17 protein-coding genes and 1 tRNA gene are annotated in these 21,145 nt (G+C 70.7%); 10 read left to right on the top strand and 8 right to left on the bottom strand.

Features of this window, described 5'->3' with window-relative positions; all coding sequences use genetic code 11:
- Together GVL05_RS06230 and GVL05_RS06225 are read right to left on the bottom strand one after the other, a co-directional pair.
- Nucleotides 1-708 (bottom strand): YafY family protein, encoded by a 708-nt coding sequence (locus GVL05_RS06230; protein WP_159572294.1) that lies wholly within the window; start codon nucleotides 706-708, stop codon nucleotides 1-3.
- 108 nt (nucleotides 709-816) lie between these two features.
- Complete coding sequence (locus GVL05_RS06225; RefSeq protein ID WP_159572292.1) at nucleotides 817-2,298, bottom strand: mannitol dehydrogenase family protein; 1,482 nt, start codon at nucleotides 2,296-2,298, stop codon at nucleotides 817-819.
- A gap of 184 nt (nucleotides 2,299-2,482) precedes the next feature.
- Here GVL05_RS06225 and GVL05_RS06220 point away from each other — a divergent pair, with 184 nt between their 5' ends.
- The 6 genes from GVL05_RS06220 (at nucleotide 2,483) to GVL05_RS06195 (ending at nucleotide 8,567) form a co-directional block, all read left to right on the top strand.
- Entirely contained in the window at nucleotides 2,483-3,121 is a 639-nt protein-coding gene (locus tag GVL05_RS06220; RefSeq protein ID WP_159572290.1) for a TetR/AcrR family transcriptional regulator, read from the top strand.
- A gap of 75 nt (nucleotides 3,122-3,196) precedes the next feature.
- Complete coding sequence (locus GVL05_RS06215; RefSeq protein WP_159572288.1) at nucleotides 3,197-5,875, top strand: MMPL family transporter; 2,679 nt, start codon at nucleotides 3,197-3,199, stop codon at nucleotides 5,873-5,875.
- A gap of 298 nt (nucleotides 5,876-6,173) precedes the next feature.
- Nucleotides 6,174-6,614, top strand: coding sequence for a MarR family winged helix-turn-helix transcriptional regulator (locus GVL05_RS06210; protein WP_159572286.1), 441 nt, complete (start codon nucleotides 6,174-6,176; stop codon nucleotides 6,612-6,614).
- A gap of 52 nt (nucleotides 6,615-6,666) precedes the next feature.
- Nucleotides 6,667-6,879: a hypothetical protein gene (locus tag GVL05_RS06205; RefSeq protein ID WP_173169183.1), complete on the top strand. Its 213-nt coding sequence runs from the start codon at nucleotides 6,667-6,669 to the stop codon at nucleotides 6,877-6,879.
- A 41-nt stretch (nucleotides 6,880-6,920) separates the two neighbouring features.
- Nucleotides 6,921-8,012: an alkene reductase gene (locus GVL05_RS06200; protein WP_159572284.1), complete on the top strand. Its 1,092-nt coding sequence runs from the start codon at nucleotides 6,921-6,923 to the stop codon at nucleotides 8,010-8,012.
- Between the two features lie 396 nt (nucleotides 8,013-8,408).
- The gene (locus GVL05_RS06195; protein ID WP_159572282.1) at nucleotides 8,409-8,567 is read left to right on the top strand and encodes a hypothetical protein; all 159 of its coding nucleotides are present in this window, start codon (nucleotides 8,409-8,411) and stop codon (nucleotides 8,565-8,567) included.
- A 97-nt stretch (nucleotides 8,568-8,664) separates the two neighbouring features.
- Here GVL05_RS06195 and GVL05_RS06190 read toward each other — a convergent pair.
- The 3 genes from GVL05_RS06190 to GVL05_RS06180 form a co-directional block, all read right to left on the bottom strand.
- A tRNA-Arg gene (locus GVL05_RS06190) sits at nucleotides 8,665-8,737 on the bottom strand.
- A 110-nt stretch (nucleotides 8,738-8,847) separates the two neighbouring features.
- On the bottom strand, nucleotides 8,848-9,633 hold the full coding sequence (locus GVL05_RS06185) for a dienelactone hydrolase family protein (protein ID WP_159572278.1): 786 nt from the start codon (nucleotides 9,631-9,633) through the stop codon (nucleotides 8,848-8,850).
- A 28-nt stretch (nucleotides 9,634-9,661) separates the two neighbouring features.
- Nucleotides 9,662-11,083 carry a glucose-6-phosphate dehydrogenase gene (locus tag GVL05_RS06180; protein ID WP_159572276.1) on the bottom strand — a complete coding sequence of 474 codons (1,422 nt, stop codon included), beginning with the start codon at nucleotides 11,081-11,083 and terminating at the stop codon, nucleotides 9,662-9,664.
- 76 nt (nucleotides 11,084-11,159) lie between these two features.
- On the opposite strand from GVL05_RS06180, the gene GVL05_RS06175 reads away from it, so the two are divergent.
- From GVL05_RS06175 to GVL05_RS06165, 3 genes are all read left to right on the top strand, one after another.
- Nucleotides 11,160-12,317, top strand: coding sequence for a Gfo/Idh/MocA family protein (locus tag GVL05_RS06175; protein ID WP_235035877.1), 1,158 nt, complete (start codon nucleotides 11,160-11,162; stop codon nucleotides 12,315-12,317).
- The gene (locus tag GVL05_RS06170) at nucleotides 12,314-13,249 is read left to right on the top strand and encodes a sugar phosphate isomerase/epimerase (RefSeq protein WP_159572274.1); all 936 of its coding nucleotides are present in this window, start codon (nucleotides 12,314-12,316) and stop codon (nucleotides 13,247-13,249) included. Before GVL05_RS06175 ends, GVL05_RS06170 begins: the two co-directional genes overlap by 4 nt.
- 66 nt (nucleotides 13,250-13,315) lie before the next feature.
- Nucleotides 13,316-15,670: a bifunctional UDP-sugar hydrolase/5'-nucleotidase gene (locus GVL05_RS06165; RefSeq protein ID WP_159572272.1), complete on the top strand. Its 2,355-nt coding sequence runs from the start codon at nucleotides 13,316-13,318 to the stop codon at nucleotides 15,668-15,670.
- Nucleotides 15,671-15,999: 329 nt separating this feature from the next.
- On the opposite strand, the gene efeB is transcribed toward GVL05_RS06165, so the two are convergent.
- From efeB to efeU, 3 genes are read right to left on the bottom strand one after another with little or no spacing between them, the layout of a single operon-like run.
- Nucleotides 16,000-17,301, bottom strand: a complete 1,302-nt coding sequence (gene efeB / locus GVL05_RS06160) for an iron uptake transporter deferrochelatase/peroxidase subunit (RefSeq protein WP_159572270.1) — start codon at nucleotides 17,299-17,301, stop codon at nucleotides 16,000-16,002.
- Complete coding sequence (gene efeO, locus GVL05_RS06155) at nucleotides 17,298-18,518, bottom strand: iron uptake system protein EfeO (protein WP_123291878.1); 1,221 nt, start codon at nucleotides 18,516-18,518, stop codon at nucleotides 17,298-17,300. Before efeO ends, efeB begins: the two co-directional genes overlap by 4 nt.
- Complete coding sequence (gene efeU / locus GVL05_RS06150; protein ID WP_159572267.1) at nucleotides 18,505-20,103, bottom strand: iron uptake transporter permease EfeU; 1,599 nt, start codon at nucleotides 20,101-20,103, stop codon at nucleotides 18,505-18,507. The genes efeO and efeU overlap by 14 nt, the downstream gene beginning before the upstream one ends.
- A 69-nt stretch (nucleotides 20,104-20,172) precedes the next feature.
- Here efeU and GVL05_RS06145 point away from each other — a divergent pair, with 69 nt between their 5' ends.
- On the top strand, nucleotides 20,173-20,958 hold the full coding sequence (locus GVL05_RS06145) for a trimeric intracellular cation channel family protein (protein ID WP_123291876.1): 786 nt from the start codon (nucleotides 20,173-20,175) through the stop codon (nucleotides 20,956-20,958).
- Nucleotides 20,959-21,145: the final 187 nt, after the last annotated feature.

Below are 21,145 nucleotides of genomic sequence, written 5' to 3'. Positions count from 1 at the left end.
TCAGTCCCCGAGCAGGTCTCCGAGCACGGGGCGCAGGACGCCGTGCGGGATGTCGAGTTCGTCGAGGTGGACCACCCGGGGCGGGGCCTGTTCGTCGGTCTCCTCGACCGCCAGCACCCGGTCTCCGCGGAAGGCACGGACGCCATCGCGCAACCGGCACCACGCGACGAGGTACCAGTCCTCGCCCTTCCCGATGTACCCGAGCGCTTCGACCACGCGGTCGGTCTCCGCGCCCGCTGCGTCGCGGTACCGCATCCGGACGACGCGCCCGCCCGTCAGCGCACCAGCGAGCGCCGTGGGAGCAGGCGTGCGCTCCCCCGACTCCAGCAGGTGCACGCGGCTCGCGAGTCGCACTGCCCGTCGGGCGTCGTCCTCGGCGAGCACCGCGGTGACCTTGCGGGCAGCGCTGCGCGCCGCGTCTCGGAACGGGCTGGAGCCGAGCGTGCCGAGGCCGATCGCCACCGCGAGCGCTTCGTCGACGGTCAGCCCGAGCGGCGGGAGCGTCGCACGGGCGTCGATCGTGTACCCGCCGGTCCGCCCCGGCTCGGCCCAGATCGGCACCCCGGCTTGCTGCAGGGACAGCAGGTCCCGCTCGACCGTGCGCACACTGACTCCGAACCGCTCGGCGAGTCGTCGCGCGCTCCGCAGCGCGGGCGCCGCGGCGCGGAGCTCCTCGACGAGCGCGTACAGGCGGTCGGTCCGGTTCACGACGCGACCCTAGCCCGTGACGCGACCGGGCACCGGACGGGAGGCGCGGCGCCAGCTGGCACCGGGCCTCCCGTCCGCCGTCCGGTCACGCGCAGGGCGCGACTCGCGTCAAGAACGCGACAAGCGTTCGACCGTGGCGTGGGCGCCGTCGGCGATGAGCCCGTCGAGGGCGTCGCGGTACGCCGCGACGAACCGTACGTCGTCGATCAGGTCGCCGAAGACCTGCCGGTTCGCGATGAAGGCGAGCCGGTCGTCGCGCTGGGTGAGGGCGATGCGGTGCAGCGGTTCGGCCAGCCGGTCGACGATCTGGATCGGCTCGCCGGACTCGTCCGTGCCCTCGTCGTAGCGCGCCCACGACGCGACGATGCCGGCAGACAGTGTGACGGGCCGGCCGGCGGCGAGGTTGTCGCGGACCACCGGCAGCAGCCACTTCGGGATCCGGTCGCTCGACTCGGCACAGAGCCGGGCCAGGGTGTCGCGGACCTCGGGGTTCTGGAAGCGCTCGATGAGGGTGGACTTGTAGTCCTCGAGGTCGATGCCGGGCACGGGGTGCAGGGTCGGCGAGCCCTCTTCGTCCATGTAGCGGCGCAGGAACGTGGCGATCGCCGGGTCCTGCGTGGCCTCGTGCGCGTAGCGGTACCCGGAAAGGTACCCGAAGTAGCACAGGCCCTGGTGCGAGGCGTTGAGCAACCGGAGCTTCATCAGCTCGTACGGCTCGACGTCCTCGACGATCTGCACGTCGGCGTCCTGGTACGGCGGACGTCCGGAAGGGTGGTCGTCCTCGAGCACCCACTGGAAGAACGGTTCGGCGACGACGGGCCAGGCGTCCTCGATGCCGAGCTCGTCGCGGACCCAGGCGCGGTCCTCGTCGGCGGTGACCGGTGTGATGCGGTCGACCATCGAGTTCGGGAACGACACGTGCTCGTCCATCCAGTCGGCGAACGCCGGGTCCTGCAGGCGCGCGTAGGCGGTGAACATGTCGCGGGCGACGTGGCCGTTGCCCTGGATGTTGTCGCAGGACATCACGGTGAACGGCTCCAGCCCGCGCTCCCGGCGCCGCTGCAGCGCTGCCACGACCAGGCCGAACACGGTGCGGGGCGGTCCGTCGCCACGCAGGTCGGCCGCGACGCCGGGCTCGTCCGCGACGAACTGGCCGGTGACGTGGTCGAAGTTGTAGCCGCCCTCGGTGATGGTCAGGCTGACGATCCTGGTGTCCGGGTGCGCCATCTTCTCGACGACGGCGTCCGGGTCGTCGACGGCGAGCAGGTAGTCGACGATGCTGCCGACGACACGGGACTCTCGGGTGCCGTCGGGGTGCTTGAGGACGAGCGTGTAGAGGCCGCCCTGCTCCGCCATCGCCGTGGCCATCCGGCGGTCCTGCTCGAGGACACCGACGCCGCAGATGCCGTACTCGCGCGCCTCGCCCTGCTGGAGCAGCCGGTCGATCACCATCGCCTGGTGCGCGCGGTGGAAGCCGCCGACGCCGAAGTGCACGATGCCGGCGGTGATCCCGCTGCGGTCGTAGGTCGGGACGGCGACACCGCTCGCGGCGATCTCGTCGAGGGTCTCCGGGGACAGGCGGACGGGCATCGAGTACTCCTTCGTACGGCGGTCGTTCTGGCGGTCGCGCCGCCGGTCGCACCGGCGGTCGTGCTGGGTGCAGTCAACCACGCGCACATCTGTTCAGAACCGAGTTTCCACCGCGGGGTACGAACCTGAGGATGCACTCGTAGTCGTTGCACCGAGTGCATCGATGCACCTAGTGTTCTCATTCGTGACCCTCACGACCGACCGCCGCGCCGCCCTCAAGGCGAAGCACCGTGCGGCGATCCTGCAGGCCGCTCGCGACCTGGTCGACGAGCGCGGGGGTCGTGGTTTCAGCGTCGACGACCTGGCCGCCCGGGCCGACATCGCCCGGCGCACGGTCTTCAACCACTTCGCCTCGCTCGACGAGGTCCTGCTGGCCGTGTGCGAGCAGGAACTGTCCGTGATCATCGACCGGTTCCTGGTCGACATGGCGCGGACGCCGATCGGTGACGGCAGCCGGGCCTCGATGTTCGACGAGCTCGAGTCCGCCGCACGCGGAGCCGACCTGGCAGCCGCGATCTCGAGCATGTACCGGATCCTCGGCGACCCGGGCAAGGACGACCCGAAGGCCGCGGTCCTCACCCAGACGGCGTTCTCACGGGTCACCGAACGACTCCGCGACGAGGTCGCACGTCGCTACCCGGCGGCGGATCCCCTCGACGCCGCCCTGCTCGTCGAGTCGCTCATGAGCGGCATCGTCGTGATCGCGGAACACTGGCTGGCCACCTCCGGCCCCGCGATCGACGAGCAGTCCGTCGCCGACTGGGACGCCCTGCTCGCACGACTCGTGCACAGCGTCCGCAGCGGCTACATGCCCACCGACTGACACTTCCCTCCCCAGGGGTCCACCGGCGCACCCCGCTCCACACAGCACCTGCAACGAAAGGAACGGGGCAACCGCATGGCCGGTCTCCTCTACCGTCTCGGACGGTTCTCCGCACGACGCCACTGGCTCGTGATCATCACCTGGGTGGTGATCATGGCCGTCGCCGGCGTCACCTACAGCCTGTTCTCGGGCACGATCTCGTCGGCGATCTCGATCCCCAACACCAAGACCAGTCAGGTGCAGGACGAGCTCGCCGACAAGTTCCCGTCCGCGAACGGCGGCAACGGCACGATCGTCTTCGAGACGAAGAACGGCAAGGCGTTCACCGACGCACAGAAGTCGGAGGTCGCGGACTTCCTGAGCAAGGTCGAGAAGCTCGACGGCGTCAAGGGCGCGACGAGCGGGTTCGACACCCAGGACCAGCTCGACGAGCAGCGCCAGAAGATCGTCGACGGCCGCAAGGAGATCACCGACGGCCGCGCGAAGCTCGAGACCGGACAGGACCAGCTCGACGCTCAGAAGGCGCAGCTGACGTCCGGCAAGCAGCAGATCGCCGACGCGCAGGCGCAGCTGGACGCGCAGAAGGCCCAGGCGCAGGCAGCCGGCTCCGCAGCGGTCCCGGCAGCGCAGGCGCAGGCCGCAGCGGCGCAGCTCCAGCAGGCGCAGGCCCAGATCGACGCACAGCAGGCGCAGATCGACGCCGGCGAGCAGCAGATCGCCGACGCGCAGAAGACGATCGACGCGAACACGAAGAAGCTCGACGACAGCGCCGACGAGCTGGAGCAGGGCTCGAAGCTCCTCGACCTGTCGAAGGACGTCCGCTTCGTGTCGTCGAACGGCAGCGCCGCCATCGGCACGGTCCAGTTCACGAAGTCGACCTACGAGGTCCCCGCCGACACGAAGACCGCCATCGCGGACGACGCCGACTCGGCCGACATCAGCGGCCTGAACGTCTCCGTGTCGAACGACATCGCGCAGGGCGTGCCGTCGATCCTCGGCCCGGGCGAGATCGTCGGCGTCATCATCGCCGCGCTCGTGCTCTTCCTGATGCTCCGCACCGTCATCGGCGCGGCGATCCCGCTCGTCAGCGCCGTGCTCGGCGTCGGCGTGGCGTCACTTGCCTCGCTGTCGTTCTCCGGCCTGGTCGAGTTCATCTCGGTCACGCCGGTGCTGGGGGTGATGTTGGGCCTGGCGGTCGGCATCGACTACTCGCTCTTCATCCTGAACCGACACCGCACCCAGCTGAAGCAGGGCATGCAGGTGCACGAGTCCATCGGCCTCGCGAACGGCACCTCGGGCAACGCCGTGGTGTTCGCCGGTGCGACCGTCATCGTCGCGCTGCTCGCGCTGAACATCACCGGCATCCCGTTCCTCGGGCTGATGGGCACGGTCGGTGCGGTCGCGGTGTTCTTCGCGATCCTCATCGCCACCTCGTTCACCCCGGCGCTGCTCTCCCTGATCGGGATGCGGATCCTGCGGAAGAAGGAGCGCGCGAAGATCGGCAACACCGGCTCGACCCGGGTGCCGAACAAGCCGATGAAGACCTGGCGCGCGATCGTCACGCTCGTCGCCGGTGTCGCCGTGCTCGGTGTCATCGCACTCCCCGCGACGCAGATGCGCCTCGGCCTGCCGACCGGTGCGTCCGAGTCCGTCGACTCGAGCCAGTACAAGGCGTACAAGGCCCTCGACGAGGAGTTCGGTGCCGGCCAGAACGGCCCGCTGCTCGTCGTCGCGACCCTGCCGGAGTCGATCAGCAAGTCCGACGTCACCGCGACCGAGGTCACCATCGGCGAGGCCCTGGCGAAGAACGACGACGTCAAGGCCGTCCTGCCGATCGGTACCTCGTCGGACCGCGACATCATCGCGTTCCAGGTGAAGCCCGGCGGCGGTCCCGACAGCATCTCCACCGAGAACCTGGTCAAGGACCTGCGCGAGCAGACCGTCACGACCGACGACGGCACGGTCACGCTCGGTGTCGCGGGCAACGCGTCCGCCAACATCGACGTGTCCGAGAAGCTGTCGAACGTCCTGCCGCTCTACCTCGTGGTGGTCGTCGGCCTGTCGCTCATCATCCTGATCATCGTGTTCCGATCCTTCCTGGTCCCGATCACGGCGACGGCGGGCTTCATCCTGTCCGTGATGGCGTCGTTCGGTGGCCTGACCGCGATCTACCAGTGGGGCTGGCTCGGCTCCGTGTTCGGCGTGCACGACCCGGCGCCGATCCTGAGCTTCCTGCCCATCATCGAGATCGGCATCCTGTTCGGCCTGGCGATGGACTACCAGCTGTTCCTGGTGTCCGGCATGCGTGAGGCCTACGCCCACGGCGCCTCGGCGAAGGTCGCGGTCCAGCGCGGGCTGCACGCCGGTCGCGCGGTGGTCACGGCAGCGGCGATCATCATGATCTCGGTGTTCGCGGGCTTCATCTTCTCGGACTCCTCCACCATCAAGCCGATCGGCTTCGGGCTGGCGTTCGGTGTGCTCATCGACGCGTTCGTCGTCCGCATGCTGCTGATCCCGGCTGCGATGCACCTGCTCGGCCAGAGCGCGTGGTGGTTCCCGAAGTGGCTCGACCGGATCGTGCCGGACGTCGACGTCGAGGGCGCGAAGCTCGAGCGGTCGCACCCGGTCGCCGGTCAGCCGGGCCAGCCCGGTCAGCCCGGTCACGAGGACACCCACACGGGGTCGCACGCCCTCCCCGTGGCGCCGGACGCCAACGCGCACGAGTCGGGGCACCCGCCCGCGCACCGCGCGTAGTCGACGCACCCAGCCTGGAGGCCCGGGGCCGGTCCACGAGACCGGCCCCGGGCCTCCCGTGCGTGCGCCCACCCCGCGCGGCGGCCGGACGCATGCGTCCGCACCTTCCGACGAACCACCCGTTGATCGACGCGTGGAACGTCGGAACATGCGCACGCACCTGATGTGTCCGCATGGTGCGACAGAACACGCGTTGATCGACTGGTGTTCTGTCGGATCCTGCTCACGCATGGAAGCGCCCGCGCGGCATCGTGAGAGGACCCCGGAACACTTCGTGGGCGAACGGTATCGTGGGCGCATGACCTCCGCACCCGACCCGCTCGCGCTCGACCGGCAGCTCTGCTTCGCCCTCGCGGCCACGAGCCGGAGCGTCATCGGGCTGTACCGCGACCTGCTCGAGCCGTTGGGCCTGACGCATCCGCAGTACCTCGTGATGCTCGCACTCTGGGAGCAGGACCCCCGGTCGGTGCGCGAGATCGCCGGCGAACTGCGGCTCGACTCGGCCACCCTCAGCCCGTTGCTCAAGCGGCTCGAGGCCTCCGGCTACGTCCGCCGGACCCGCAGCGCCGCCGACGAACGGCAACTCGAGGTCTCGCTCACCACGGCGGGTCGGGCACTGCGCGACCGCGCACGAGCGGTCCCCCTGGCGGTCGCGGACCGGCTCGGGTGGCCGCTGGAACGCCTCGAGGCACTCAAGGACGACCTGACGGAACTGCTGGAGCGCGTCGACCAGGTGTGATCCCGGGGCCGATGGTGCCATAATGGTTCGTGCACGAACGAAAGGATGCACCGTGGGGCGCTTCGGCAAGTGGTACGAACGGTGGAACACGACGCTCATCAACAAGATGGGACCGTCGCAGATCGGCGCCGGACACCCCGAGGGGGTCGACGACCGATCGGTGGACCGCGGCTGCCCGATCTGCGGCAAGCCCCTCTCCCTGCACCAGGTGATCCGCCCCGAGGGCCAGGTCCGTTCGTCGACCCTGGTCTGCCCGCGCGACTGACGGCGGGAATTGCACCGAGCAACACGACGTTCCACTCCCTCGTGAAGCTCTTCGAACCCACCTCCTTCGGCGCCCTGCGCCTGTCGAACCGCGTCGTCATGGCCCCGCTCACACGCACCCGCGCCGGTGAGCACGGCATCCCGAACGACCTGCTCGTCGAGCACTACCGTCAGCGTGCGGGCCTCGGCATGATCATCACCGAGGGCACCTGGCCCGTGCAGGAAGGCCGCTCCTACCCCGGGCAGCCCGGCATCGAGACCGACGAGCAGATCGCCGGCTGGCGCCGCGTCGCCGACGCCGTGCACGCCGAGGGCGGCACCATCGTGATGCAGCTCATGCACGGTGGCCGTGTCTCGCACCCCGACATCTCGCAGACACCGCGCATCGTCGCCCCGAGCGCCATCGCCGCTCCCGGACAGACCCACACCGCGACGGGCAAGGCCGACATGCCCGTCCCCCACGAGCTGACCACCGCCGAGGTGCAGGACGCCGTGCAGGGCTTCGCGCAGGCTGCCCGCAACGCCATCGCCGCCGGACTCGACGGCGTCGAGGTCCACGGTGCCAACGGCTACCTGGTGCACGAGTTCATGTCCCCGGTGTCGAACACCCGCACCGACCAGTACGGCGGTTCGCCCGAGAACCGCGCCCGTTTCGCGATCGAGGTCACGACCGCCGTCGCCGAGGCCGTCGGCGCGGACCGCACCGGCATCCGCCTGTCGCCCGAGCACGGCATCCAGGGCGTCATCGAGGACGACGCGGCCGACGTCCGCGCGACCTACACCGCGATCGCCGAGGGCCTCGCGCCGCTCGGACTCGCCTTCATCGACGTCCTGCACGCCGAGCCGACCGGTGACCTGGTGCAGCACGTCCGCCGCACCGCGGGCGCACCCTTCATCGTCAACTCGGGCTTCAGCGCGATGACGACGCGTGAGGAAGCGATCACCGTCGTCCACGACCAGGACATCGCCGACGCGATCGCGGTCGGCCGTCCCGCCATCGCGAACCCGGACCTCGCCCACCGCTGGGAGCAGGACGCGGAGCTGAACGAGCCCCGCCCCGAGCTCTTCTACGGCGCGGGCGCCGAGGGCTACACCGACTACCCGTCGCTGGCCGAGGTGCGCGCGGCCGTCTGACGCTGCGCGCGGTTCCACGACACGCGGCGCGCTGCGCGTCGAGGTTCCACGACACCCCGCGTGCGTTCCGTCGAGGTTCCGATCAGGACTGCGCGTGCCCGCGAGGTTCCGAGATCTCGGAACCCCACGGGGTGGGGGCGAGCGAACGACGGACGGGAGGCCCGTGGCGAGACCGCCACGGGCCTCCCGTCCGTCCCGGGGATGGTTCCGATGCGTGACGTGCTTCTCGCAGGATCGTGGCAGTGCCGCGCGCTTCGTGAGCAGAAATGGTCGGGTCCCGCCGACGAACCCGACCATTTCTGCTCACGAAGTCGGCCCGACTGATCAGCAGCGCCACCAGCGGGTGCGCACCGAGGGCCGCGAACACCGACCTCGTCGTCGTGCTTCACTCGGACCATGACCACGACGACCGTCCTCGCATCCTGTGCCGTGGGAACCGTCGAGTGCCACGACACCGCGTCGATCGACCTGCTCCCCCTGCTCGTCGTCGTCGGGCTCGTCGTCGTGGCGCTGGTCGTGCTGGGGATCGCGCTGCTCGGGCGTCAGCGTCGGTGAAACACGACTCGCGCACGAACCACCAACGACGAAGGGCCCCGGCGGAATCCGCCGGGGCCCTTCGTCTGTTCGGTGTCATGCCGTTCAACCGGCACTGTGCGCTCGAAGGGACTCGAACCCCCAACCTTCTGATCCGTAGTCAGATGCTCTATCCATTGAGCTACGAGCGCGTGGCCTTGCGGCCGTGGAAGACTCTACAACAGCTCCGGCCCGGGCGCCAATCGAGGCCGCCCGACCGCTCCACCCGGCGTGTCGCGAGGCGACTGCCGAACCCCCGGCGTCACAGCGCCGCGGCCTCCTCGCCGAAGACCTCGGCCAGGAACACCCGCAGCGCCTGCCACGATCGGCGGTCGGCGCGCTCCTGGTACTGGGCGCCGTGGTCGGGCGCGTCGGTCCCGGGCACGGCGAACGCGTGCATGGCCCCGGCGTAGGTGACGACCTGCCAGTCGACGCCGGGCTCGGTGCGCATCTCGTCCTGCCAGGCGTGCACGGCGTCGTCGGGCACGACCGGGTCCGCTCCCCCGGTCAGCACGAGCAGCTTCGCCCGGATCGCCGAGGCGTCGGCGGGGTCGTGCGTGATGAGGCCACCGTGGAACGACACCGCTCCGACCAGGTCCGCGCCGGTGCGTGCGAGCTCGATCGCGGTGGAGCCGCCGAAGCAGTAGCCGATGACGACGATGCGGGCCGGATCGACGTCGGGGTCCTGTCGCAGCCGCTCGAGGCCGGCGGTCGCACGTGCCCGGAGCAACGGCAGGTCCTGGTAGTACGACCCGGCGACCTGGCCGGCGGTGTCGTCACCGGGCCGCACGCCGGCACCGTAGATGTCCGCACCGAAGGCGACGTAGCCCAGGCGGGCGAGCATCGTCACGCGCGCTTCGACGTGCTCGTTCACGCCGTGCCAGTCGTGCACGACCAGGACGGCCGGGCGAGGACCGGCAACGGCCGTGTCCTTCGCGAGCACGCCGAGCAGGTCGGTGCCCTCGTGGTCGTAGTGGACGGGCTCGACACGGATGTCGGCGCCGGCGGGTTCGGGAACGGTCTGCAGGACGTCGTCGATGGTGGTCACGTCGTCCGACGCTACGCCGCCGTCCGGCTCAGGCGTCGATGTTGTCCCAGTCCTCAGGACCGCTCGACCCGGCCGGGTACTCGTCGAGCGGCGTCGTGCCGGCCTTCCACGCCTCGAGGAACGGTCCGACGACCTTCCAGCCCTGCACGGCACTGTCACCGCGGACCGACAGCGTCGCATCGCCCTCGAGCACACCGGCCAGGACCTCGCCGTAGGCGCTGAGTCGTCCGGGGTTGAACGTCGTCTCGAGACTCGTGCGGTCGATCGTGTACGGGTCGCCGGGCCCGTTGACGTTCAGCTCGAGCTGCATCTCGTCCGGGGCGATCCAGATCCGGAGCCGGTCCGGCTGGGCGGCGCCGGACAGACCGACGGGCACCTGCGGGGAGTCCTTGAACGTGATGACGATCTCGCGGCGCTGCTTCGCGAGCGCCTTGCCGGAACGCAGCGTGAAGGGGACGCCGGCCCATCGCCAGTTCGCGATCTCGAGGGTCAGCTGGGCCAGGGTCTCGGTGCCGAGCGACGGGTCGACCCCGTCCTCGTCGGCGTACGACGGCAGCTTGCGGTCGCCGACCGTGCCCGCGGTGTACCGGGCGCGCTTGCCGGCGGCGACGACGTCCCCGCCCCACGGCCGCACGGCGCGCAGCACGAGTTCCTTCTGGGTCCGCAGGTCGTCGGCGTCGATCGACGCCGGTGCCTCCATCGCCACGACGGCCATGACCTGGAGCAGGTGGCTCTGGATCATGTCGGTGAGGGCGCCGGCCCTGTCGTAGTAGCGGGCGCGACCCTCGAGCCCGAGGGTCTCGTCGTACACGATGTCGACGCGTTCGACGTGCTGCGAGGACAGCAGGGGCTCGATGATGCGGTTCGCGAAGCGCAGTCCGATCAGGTTGAGCACCGTCGAACGGCCGAGGAAGTGGTCGACCCGGTGGATGCGCTCCTCGGGGATGAACGAGTGCAGCAGGTCGTTCAGGTGCTCGGCGCTGGCCGCGTCGGTGCCGAACGGCTTCTCGAGCGCGAGGCGGGTGCGCTTCGGCAGGTCGAGGTGGGCGAGCTGTTCGCAGCTCTTCTCGGTCACGGCCGGTGGCAGCGCGAAGTAGATCGCGGGGTCGTGGTCGCAGGCTCCGAGCAGCGCGCGCAGGTCGTCGGCGCTCGTGACGTCGGCCTTCCGGTACGAGGACGCGTCGATCACGGCCTGCAGCCGCTCCGACAGCGACGAGTCGCCCTCCGCCCCTTCGTCGCCCTCGTTCTTCGACGCCTGCGCGTTCTCGAAGGACTCGCGCACCTGCGCCTTCCAGTCGGCGTCGGAGAGGTCCTCGACACCCGCCCCGATGAGCTGGACGTCCCAGTCGTCCTTGACCTCGAGCAGGGTCGCGAGACCCGGCAGGAGCAGGCGCTTGGACAGGTCGCCGCTGGCTCCGAGGATGAGCAGGCTGGTCTGGAGGCTCGACATGCCTCCGACCGTACTCATCGGCCCCGGTGGACGGCCGGGCCGCTACGGTGGTGACAGTTCGGCGCGAGGGAGCACCATGAGCAGTGGGTACGAAGGACGACGCCTCCGCGTCGTCGTGATCGGCACCGGCATGATCGCGGGGGTCCACGCCCGCGCGGCCCGGGCCGCCGGTGCCGAGGTGCTCGGGGTGCTCGGCCGGAACGCATCGCGCTCCGAGCAGGTCGCGGCGCAACTCGACCTGCCTCGTGGGTACGCCTCGCTCGACGACGTCATCGCGGACGCCCCCGACGTCGTGCACATCTGCACGCCGAACGACCAGCACCACCCGCAGGCGATGGCGGTCATCGCCGCGGGCATCCACGTGGTGTGCGAGAAGCCCCTCGCGATCGACCCGGCGCAGGCCGCCGAACTCGTCGCAGCGGCAGCGGACGCCGGTGTCGTCGCCACGGTGCCGTTCGTGTACCGCTACCACCCGATGATCCGTGAGATCCGCGCGCGCATCGCCGACGGCGACCTCGGTCGACTCCTCGCCGTGCACGGCCACTACCTGCAGGACTGGATGCTCGACGAGGACGCCTCGAGCTGGCGGGTCGACCCGACCTCGAGCGGGTTGTCCCGCGCGTTCGCCGACATCGGCTCGCACTGGTGCGACCTGGTCGAGTTCGTCACCGGCGAGCGCTTCACCTCGGTGTCCGCGGCGACCGACATCGTCTACCCGACCCGGCCCGCGGCGTCGGGGCCCTCGTTCTCCGGCTCCCCGGACCCCGACCCGGTCGCCGACGCTGCGGAACGGGCCGAGGTCACCACCGAGGACACCGCGGTCGCGACGTTCCGCACCGGCACCGGCCGCATCGGCAACGTGGTGATCTCGCAGGTGGCCTCGGGCCGGAAGAACCGCCTGTGGTTCGAGGTCGACGGCACCCGGGGCAGCGCCGCCTTCGACCAGGAACAGCCCGAGTCCGCGTGGTTCGGCAACGAGCGTGGTGCGCAGATCGTCGTGCGCGACCCGTCGCAGGGGTACCCGGACCAGCGGCGTCTGGCGCTCGTGCCGTCCGGGCACCCGCAGGGGTACCTCGACGCCTTCGCCGCGTTCGTCGCCGACACCTACACGGCGGTCCGCACCGGTGCGGCCCCCGACGGCCTGCCGACCTTCGCGGACGGCGCACGTTCCGCCGACATCATCGACGCCGTGATCACCAGCGCGGCCGAGACCACGTGGCGGGAGATCCGGTGAAGCTCGGCATGCTGACGGCCTGCCTGCCCGGGTGGTCGCTCGACCGCATCGCGGCCTTCGCTGCCGAGCAAGGGTACGAGCGGCTCGAGGTCGGCGTGTGGCCCGGCACCGGTGGCCGCGACTTCGAGGCGGCGCACCTGCCGGTGGCGACGTTCACCGACGAGGACGCCGCTACGACCCGTGACCTGCTCGACCGCACCGGCCTCGAGATCTCGGCGCTCGCGTACTACGAGAACAACCTGCACCAGGACCTCGACCGCCGCGAGGAGATCCGCACCCACCTCAAGCACGCGATCGATGCCGCGCAGGTGCTCGGCGTGCCGTACGTCGGCACGTTCATCGGCCGCGACAACAGCAGGTCGGTGCGGGAGAACATGGCAGAAGGGAACCGGGTCCTCCCCGAGCTCGTCGACTACGCCGGCGAGCGCGGCGTGCGGTTGATCATCGAGAACTGCGTGATGGAGGGCTGGCACCCGGACGGCTACCCCGGCAACCTGGCGTACTCCCCCGAGCTCTGGGGTTGGGTCACCGGCCTCGGCTTCGGCCTGAACTGGGACCCGTCGCACCTGACCTGGATCGGCATCGACCCGGTCGAGACGATCCTGCCGTTCGCCGAGCACATCGTGCACGCGCAGGCGAAGGACCTCGAGCTCTTCCCCCGGAAGCGCGACGCGTACGGGTTCTTCGGCAAGGTCGACAAGGGTGACGACCCGTGGGACATGGGCTGGTGGCGCTTCCGGGTGCCGGGCCGTGGCGTCGTGGACTGGCCGCACGTCGTCGACCGCCTGTACGAAGCGGGGTTCGACGGCACCCTGTCGGTCGAGCACGAGGACCCGCTCTGGGGCGGCACGGACGAGAAGGTCCTCGAAGGGCTGCGCATCGCCCACCGCACGCTCCGTCCCCTCATCGCACAGGAACCCCAGCTCATGTGAACGTCGTGTGACGACTTCGACCCGACACTGGCGGGTCGGCTGTGCGTCCTCATAGGTTCTCCGACGATGAAACTCCACTCCTCTCCGCGCCGCCGACGGCGCATCATCAGCGGCGCGGCCTTCGCCACCGCGGGTGTGCTCGTCGCACTGTCCGTCCCCTCCACCGCCGTCGCCGCCGAGGGCGACACGACGATCGACATCATCGACGTCAACGACTTCCACGGCCGCATCGAGTCCGAGGGCACCGCCGTCGACAAGGCTGCCGGTGCCGCCAAGCTCGCCGGTGTCGTGCAGTCGTACCGCGAGGCCAACCCGAACACGATCTTCGCCAGCGTCGGCGACAACGTCGGTGCCTCGACGTTCACCTCGCTGATCCAGCAGGACGCCCCGACGATCGATGCGCTCAACGCCATGGACCTCGACGTCAGCGCGATCGGCAACCACGAGCTCGACAAGGGCCAGGACGACCTGACCGGGCGCATCGAGGACCGGGCCGACTGGCCCTACGTCTCGGCGAACATCGTCAAGCAGGGCACGACCGACCCCGCGTTCGAGCCGTACTCCATCGTGGAGAAGGGCGGCGTGAAGGTCGGCTTCATCGGCGCGACCACCGAGGACCTCATCCCGGGGCTCGTCAGCCCCGGCGGTGTCGAGGGCCTCGCGATGGCCCCGATCGTCAGCCAGGTCAACAAGTACGCCGACCAGCTCACCGACGGTGTCGACAGCAACGGCGAGGCCGACGTGCTCGTCCTGCTGGTGCACGAGGGTGCTCCCACGAACGCCCTCGCCGACGCGACCGGGTCCGGCGTGTTCGGCACGATCACCTCGGGCGTCTCGTCGAAGGTGTCCGCGATCGTCTCCGCACACACCCACGCGACCTACAACCACCAGATCGCGGGTCCCGACGGTACGACCCGCCCGGTGATCCAGACCGGTTCCTACGGCGTGAACTTCGGGCACCTGCAGCTCACCGTCGACGCCGACAAGCAGCTCACCGGCATCACGTCCGAGGTCAAGTCGGTCAACGGTGAGACCCGCGTGCCGGCTGACTCCACCTCGGTGGACGCGGTGGCCGACATCGTGACGGCTGCGAAGGCCGTCGCCGACGTCGAGGGCAGCAAGAAGCTCGGCGAGATCACCGGCGACCTGCGTCGTGCTGTGCAGTCGGACCGCACGACCGAGAACCGCGGCGGCGAGTCCGTCCTGGGCAACTCCATCGCCGAAGTGCAGCGCTCCGCGACCGAGCGCAACGGCTCGCAGATCGCCTTCATGAACCCCGGCGGGCTGCGCACGGACATGGTCTACGCGTCGAGCGGCGCCGGCGACCCGGACGGCACGGTGACCTACAAGGAGGCCGCGCTCGTCCAGCCGTTCGCGAACACCCTGGTCACCGAGGACATGACCGGCCAGCAGATCAAGGACGCCCTCGAGCAGCAGTGGCAGCCGGACGGCCTGCCGCGTCCGTTCCTCAAGCTCGGCGTCTCGGACGGCTTCGCGTACACCTACGACCCCGCGAAGGGCCGTGGCGAGCGCATCACCGGCATGACCTTGAACGGCGAGTCGATCGCCCTCGACGACACCCTCAAGGTGACGGTCAACTCGTTCCTGTCGACCGGTGGCGACAACTTCGCCGCCTTCGCGACCGGCGCGAACATCGCCGACTCGGGCCAGGTCGACCTGCAGGCGCAGGTGGACTACTTCCTGGCCAACCCGACGGTCACCCCGCCGTCCGACCAGCGTGCCGTCGGCACCACGGTCACGCCGACCCCCGAGGGCGGGTTCCAGCCCGGTGACGAGATCAGCATCGACCTGTCGTCGCTCGTGTTCAGCAGCGACGACCCCGCTGCAGCCGGCACCGTGTCGGTGAGCGCCGGTGACGTCGAGCTCGCCACCGCCGAGATCGACCCGACGATCGTCGACACGAACGACGAGCAGGGTCGTGCGACGCTGACCTTCGCCGTGCCGACCGTCGAGTCGTCGGCCGACGCAGCGACGGTCCGGACGGCTGCCCGTGCCGCCGCGACGACGGACGAGCCGCTCGTCGTCACCCTGCCGGGCGGCCAGACGATCACGCTCGCCGTGACCATCCCGCTCGCCGCGGCCGTCGACCCGACGGACCCGACCGAGCCCACGGACCCGACCGACCCCACGGACCCGGCTGACCCGGGCGCGGGCAACGGGGACGCCCCGGGTGCCGGCAACGGCACCGGCAACGCTCCGGGAACGGACACGGGCACCGGCACGGACCTGGCGGGCGACCCGTCCGACTCGACGAACGCCGGCGGTGACCTCGCCTACACGGGCGCGGACCTGACGGCGCCGGGGATCGCAGCGGGCCTGCTCCTGCTGGCGGGCATCACCGCACTCGTCGCCGTGCGCCGGAAGCGCGCACGGACCAACGCGAGCGTCCAGACCGACTGACACCGGGCCTCCAGTCCGACACGAACGGGCCGTCTCACCACCGTGAGGCGGCCCGTTCCGTCGCGCCGGGAGGCACGGATCGCGTCCGGCGCGCACCGCGCGCGGATCCGCTGCCGCGCTCCCTGTCCCATAGCAGCGCTCGCACTGCGGATCCGGGGATCGGCGGGGTACTCTCGGGGCTGTCGCATCGCGACGCGTCGCGCCGGGTCGCCTCTCAGGTCGGCGGTGGTTCCGTTCGACGAGACCCCGCGGCGCGGGTGCCCTCCGCCTCCAGGGAAACGGCGGAGGGCGCCCTCTCCCCCAGCGGCGTCAGCGCGCTCCGGACACGGTCAGCGGAACAGCTGCTCGCCGATGTACGACCCCTTGCGCGGTGCCGGCGGGATCGCGAACACCGCGGAACCGATGTGCGAGATGTACTCGTTCAACCGGTCCGAGGCGCCGAGCTTCCGCTGCAGCCGGGTGAAGTGCTCCGGGTCGTTCATGTACGCCAGGAACAGCAGCCCGGCGTCGAGCTGGCCGTACTCGTTGAGGCCGTCGGTGTAGTTGTACGGACGACGCAGGATCTTCACCCCGCCGTTCGCCTCGTGGGCGGCCAGGGCGATGTGGGACGTCACGTCGATCTTCGTGGCACCGTCGCCGTCGGTCGCCGCGAAGTCCGGCGTCGTGTGCTCGGTCCCACCGGACAATGGTGCGCCCTCGATCTTGGTCCGACCGAACACGCGCTGCTGGTCGCTGACGACGTCGGCGTCCCAGATCTCGATGTTCATCCGGATCTTCCGCACCACCTGGTAGGTGCCGCCGGTCATCCACGCCGCACCGTCGCCCGGGTCGTCGACCCACACGAAGCGGTCGTGGTCCTCGTCCGTCGTGATGTTCCTGGTGCCGTCCTTGAAGCCCATCAGGTTGCGCGGCGTCGTCTGGTGCGGGCCGGCCGACGCACGACCGAAGCCGAGCACGGTCCACCGCACGGTCGCCGTCCCCCGCGCCATCCGGGCCAGGTCGCGGACGGCGTGGTACGCCACCTGCGGGTCGTCGGCGCAGGCCTGCAACGACAGGTCGCCGCCGGTCAGTCCGGCCTGCAGGTTGTCGCTCGGCAGCCGAGGCACGTCGGCGAGGTCCGCCGGACGCTTGTCGGCCAACCCGAAGCGCTCGTCGAACACGCCGGGGCCGAACCCCACCGTGACCGTCAGGGACGCCGGGCCGAGGTCGAGCGCCTCACCGGTGTCCGCGCCGACGCCGTCACCGTGCGCGGGCTCGACGCTGCCGACGGTCTTCCCCGCCTGCAGCTGCGCGATCGCCGCGGACCAGCGGGCGAGGAGCACCTGCAGGTCGGTCGCGACGCTGGTGGACAGGTCGAAGGTCATGAAGACGCAGTACCGCTGGGGGGCGGTCTGCACCCCGCCCTGCGGCTGCCGTGCGGCGGTCGCGTAGAACGGGTGGCTCTGGGACAGGTCGATGGACTCGTCACCGTTGGCGGCCGCCGTGAACGGGTTGACCCCCGTCGCGACCGTCGCGCCGCCGATGCCGACCGCGGCGCCCGCCCCGGCTCCGGCCGCGGCGAGTCCCGCGCCGAACAGCCCGCGCCGGGAGACCCCGGTACGGGCTGCGCGGTCGTCGTCGGGCTGCGTCACGCGGTGGCGACCTTCTCGGCGAGGCGGGACAGCGGGTCCTGCAGCGCCTGGATCTGCTGCGAGATGCGGTTCGCGTCGGACTTCTTGGTCGCCGCGTCCCACGTGTCGAAGCCGCCGAGGTCGTCGGCGTTGCGGTAGCCGTCCATCATCGTGTTCGTCGCGTCGAACTGCTTCGCGATCTGCTTCGTCAGGGTCGGGTCGAGCTTCGTCAGGCCCGGCTTGAGGTACGCGAAGGCCTGACGGGCACCCTCGACGTTGGCGGCGAGGTCGACGAGGTCGATGTGGCTGTACGCCTCTTCCTCACCGGTGACCTTGTTCGACTGGACCTCCTCGAGCAGGCCGGCGGCGCCGTTCGCCAGGTCCTCGGGCTTGTAGTCGAGCGTCGGGACGAGCTTCGCGAGCAGCTGCACGTTCTCGGTCAGGTCGGCCGCCGTCTTCTTGGTCGACGCGGTGATCTCCCCCGCCTGGAACAGGTCCTTCTCGACGGCGTGGAACCCGCTCCAGCCGACGGCCGGGTCGAGGTTCGAGGCGCGCATGTCGATCAGGTAGTCGAGGTTGCCGGCGTTGTCGGTCGCCTTGTGGCCCTTCTTGACGAAGCCGTCGACGTCGCTCTCGACGTGCTCGTAGAACGGGCGGGCGTTCGCGTAGTCGGTCTTCGCGGCGTCGAGGTCGCCGGCGTCGATGTCCTTCTGCAGCAGTTCGACCGCGGTGACCATGTCGGTGACCTGGCCGTCGACGTAGTCGGCGTAGCCCTTCGTACCCTCGTCGAGCAGGGTGGCGGCGCTGCTGTTCGCGGTCGAGGTGACCTTGCCCGTGACCGTGAAGTCGGTGAGCTCGGTGTCAGCTCCGGGGCAGTACACCTGGTACTCCCCACCGGTCAGGGTCGCGGTGAACTGCACGGCGTCGAGGCCGGGTGCGAGGTTCTCCTTCTCGCCCAGGATCCGCTGGTCCTGCAGCAGCTCGACCTCGGTGATGGCGGTCGAGGACTCGTTCTTCACCGAGAACGTGACCGGCCCGGCGGGGACCTTCGTCTCGGAGACCTTGCACTGGTCCGAGCCGTCGTTCGTCAGGGTGATGGTGACGCGCGAGACCTTCGCGGCGTCGGTGGAGCTGTCGGAGGCACCGTCGGAGCTCGCGCAGCCGGTCAGTGCGAGGGCGGTGACGACGCCGAGGGCGCCGAGGGTGATCAGGGGTCGAACGGGCTTACCGAACGGCATAGTCGTTGCTCCTTGCAGGGTCCCCGGCGGGTGGGCCGCGTGTCGGGACGGTTTCGGGGGTGGGGTTCACGGGTGCCGTCCGACGACGACGGCGGTCACGGAGCGCGAGCAGCGCCTGGGCGGCGGCTGCGACGCCGAGGGCGATCGGCAACCAGGCCTTCCAGAGCAGCAGCTCGGCAGCCCGCGAGTCCGCGGCCGCCACCGAGGTGGCTGTCTGCTCGACGCGGGAGTCGGGGACGGACCACACGGAGCGGTCCAGGGTCGTGGTGCGGGCGGACGGGAGGCCCCCACCGCTCAGCGTCAGCACGGTGCGTTCGTCGCGGGTGGCGTCCAGGACCCCACCACGGACCGTCCAGAGGGTCACGGTGTCGCGCACCGCCCAGCGGGCGGTGAACGGGCCGGGGTTCGTCGACGGCGAGACGCCGACCGGGATCCGGCCGAACAGGTCGACGAGGTCGTCGAGCGTCAGCGTGGTGGGGCGGTCCGCGGCGGTGGCCGACGTGCGGATCCGCCACCGGTCGGCGGCCACGCCCGCACGGGTCACGCGGCGGTGGGCCGACGTCGGCAACGTGAGCCGTGCCTCCTGGCCGGTGGTGGTGCCGGCGACGCGGAGGACGCCGGACGCACCGTGGATGTCCGCCGAGACGGACGTGGCGTCGCCGCGGACGGTGGCGGAGCCGGGCAGGTCGACGCCGCCCGTCGGGACGGCGATCGCCAGCGCGGCTGCGGCCACCGCGAGGGCTCCGGCGACGGTGGCGCGGACCATCGGGACGCGTGCCGACGACGGACGCCAGGCGCGGGGCCAGAGCGTCAGGGCGAGGACGGGCACGACGTAGAGGACCCAGCCGAGCACCTCGATCACCCGGGGATCCGGCGGGATGCCGAGCACGCCCGTGACGAGCGCACCCTGCACCGACCCGTTCGGGGCGAGCCAGGACAGGTCGACGGTCCGCTGCTGCCCGATGACGATCCACCCGGCCTCGTGCGCGCGCCGGAGCACCGTCAGCACGAGCCCGCCGGCGACGAACACCAGGAAGACGCCGGTGCCGGTGAAGAACTTCGACAGGTTCAGCCGGACGCCGCCGGTGTAGATGCCGTAGCCGATGACGACGGCGCCCGCGATGCCGATGACCGCGCCGAGGGCGGCGAGACCGGTGTCCGACGACGCCTGGAAGGTGGCGAGGAGGAAGACCGCGGTCTCGAAGCCCTCCTTGAGCACGGCGAGGAAGGCCATGCCGGCCAGTGCCCACGCGGTGCCGCGGCCGAGCGCCTCGGTCGCGCTCGCCTCGAGTTCCTTGGTCAGGGTGCGCGCGTGGGTGCGCATCCAGACGATCATGCCGGTGACGAAGACCACGGCGACGATGCCGATGATCGCCTCCATGCCCTCCTGCTGCGCCTGCGGCAGGGCCTGCTCGACGACCTGCAGGCCGAACCCGACGCCGATGCTGAGCACGACGGCGACCCCGACGCCGAACCACATGGGGGCGACGGGGACACGGTTGCGACGCAGGAACGCGGCGATGATGCCGACGATGAGCGTCGCTTCGAGGCCTTCACGGAGGCCGATGACGAGAGTGGCGAGCATGACGTAGGTGAGGCTAACCTAACCGCCGTTCGGCCCGCCAGTCGTTCGGCGTGGGGTTTGATGGTTCTCATGAACCTGCTGTCCGTCGATGGCCTGGCGTCGGTCACGAACGTGCTCGACCTCGCCGGGGTGTTCGCGTCCGCCCTGCTCGGTGGATCGATCGCCCGCGCGATGGACTTCGACCTGTTCGGGTTCCTGGTCGTCGGCTTCGTCTCGGGGCTCGGCGGCGGCATGCTGCGCGACACCCTGCTGCAGAACGGCCCCCCGGTCGCACTCGTCGACCCGCTCTACGTGCCGGTCGCGCTGGCCGGGGCACTCATCGCCTTCTTCGTGTCGTTCTCCGAGATCACCTGGGACCGGTTGTTCACCGTGCTCGACGCCGCGGTGATCGGGTTCTGGGCGGTGGTCGGGGTGCAGCGCACCTACGACGCCGGCCTGGAGTGGCCCGCCGCGATCATCATGGGCACGATCACGGCGGTCGGCGGCGGCGCGATGCGGGACCTGCTGCTCCGCCGGGTACCCGCGGTGTTCGGCGGGAACGCGCTGTACGCCACCGTGGCCGTCGCGGCGTCGGTGGTCATGGTCGTCGCGTCCGCCCTCGGGTCGCCGTCGATCGGGATCGTGGCCGCGATCGCGCTGTCGCTCGGTCTGCGCTGGGGTGCGGTCCGCCGCGGCTGGGGACTGCCCAACGGTCGTGACTGGCAGCCGAAGTCGACGCTCGGCTCGCTGCTGCGGCGCGGGCGGAGCCTGCGACCCGACGCGCTCCGGCTGCTCCGACGCCCCGGACGGCGGACGGGAGCGGGCAGTGTCCGCGAAGAACACGACACGGCAACGGATTCCTCGTTCGACGACTGAGGGGTGTCATCTGTCGGTGCTCCGGCGTAGCATCCCTACCGTCGGGTATGGACCCGGCTCATGTCGTCCGCACCGAACCGACGCGACCCGAACGCGGCGGTTCCGCGCAGACGTGGTGATGGGGGCTTCGCTGATGCCGCGCGTGATCAGACGCGCGGCGCGGCAGGTCTCCCACCCCAAGCTCGCC

The sequence above is a fragment of the Curtobacterium sp. 18060 genome, assembly GCF_902706105.1.
Lineage (GTDB): Bacteria > Actinomycetota > Actinomycetes > Actinomycetales > Microbacteriaceae > Curtobacterium.
This window is presented reverse-complemented; position numbering and strand designations above follow the sequence as displayed.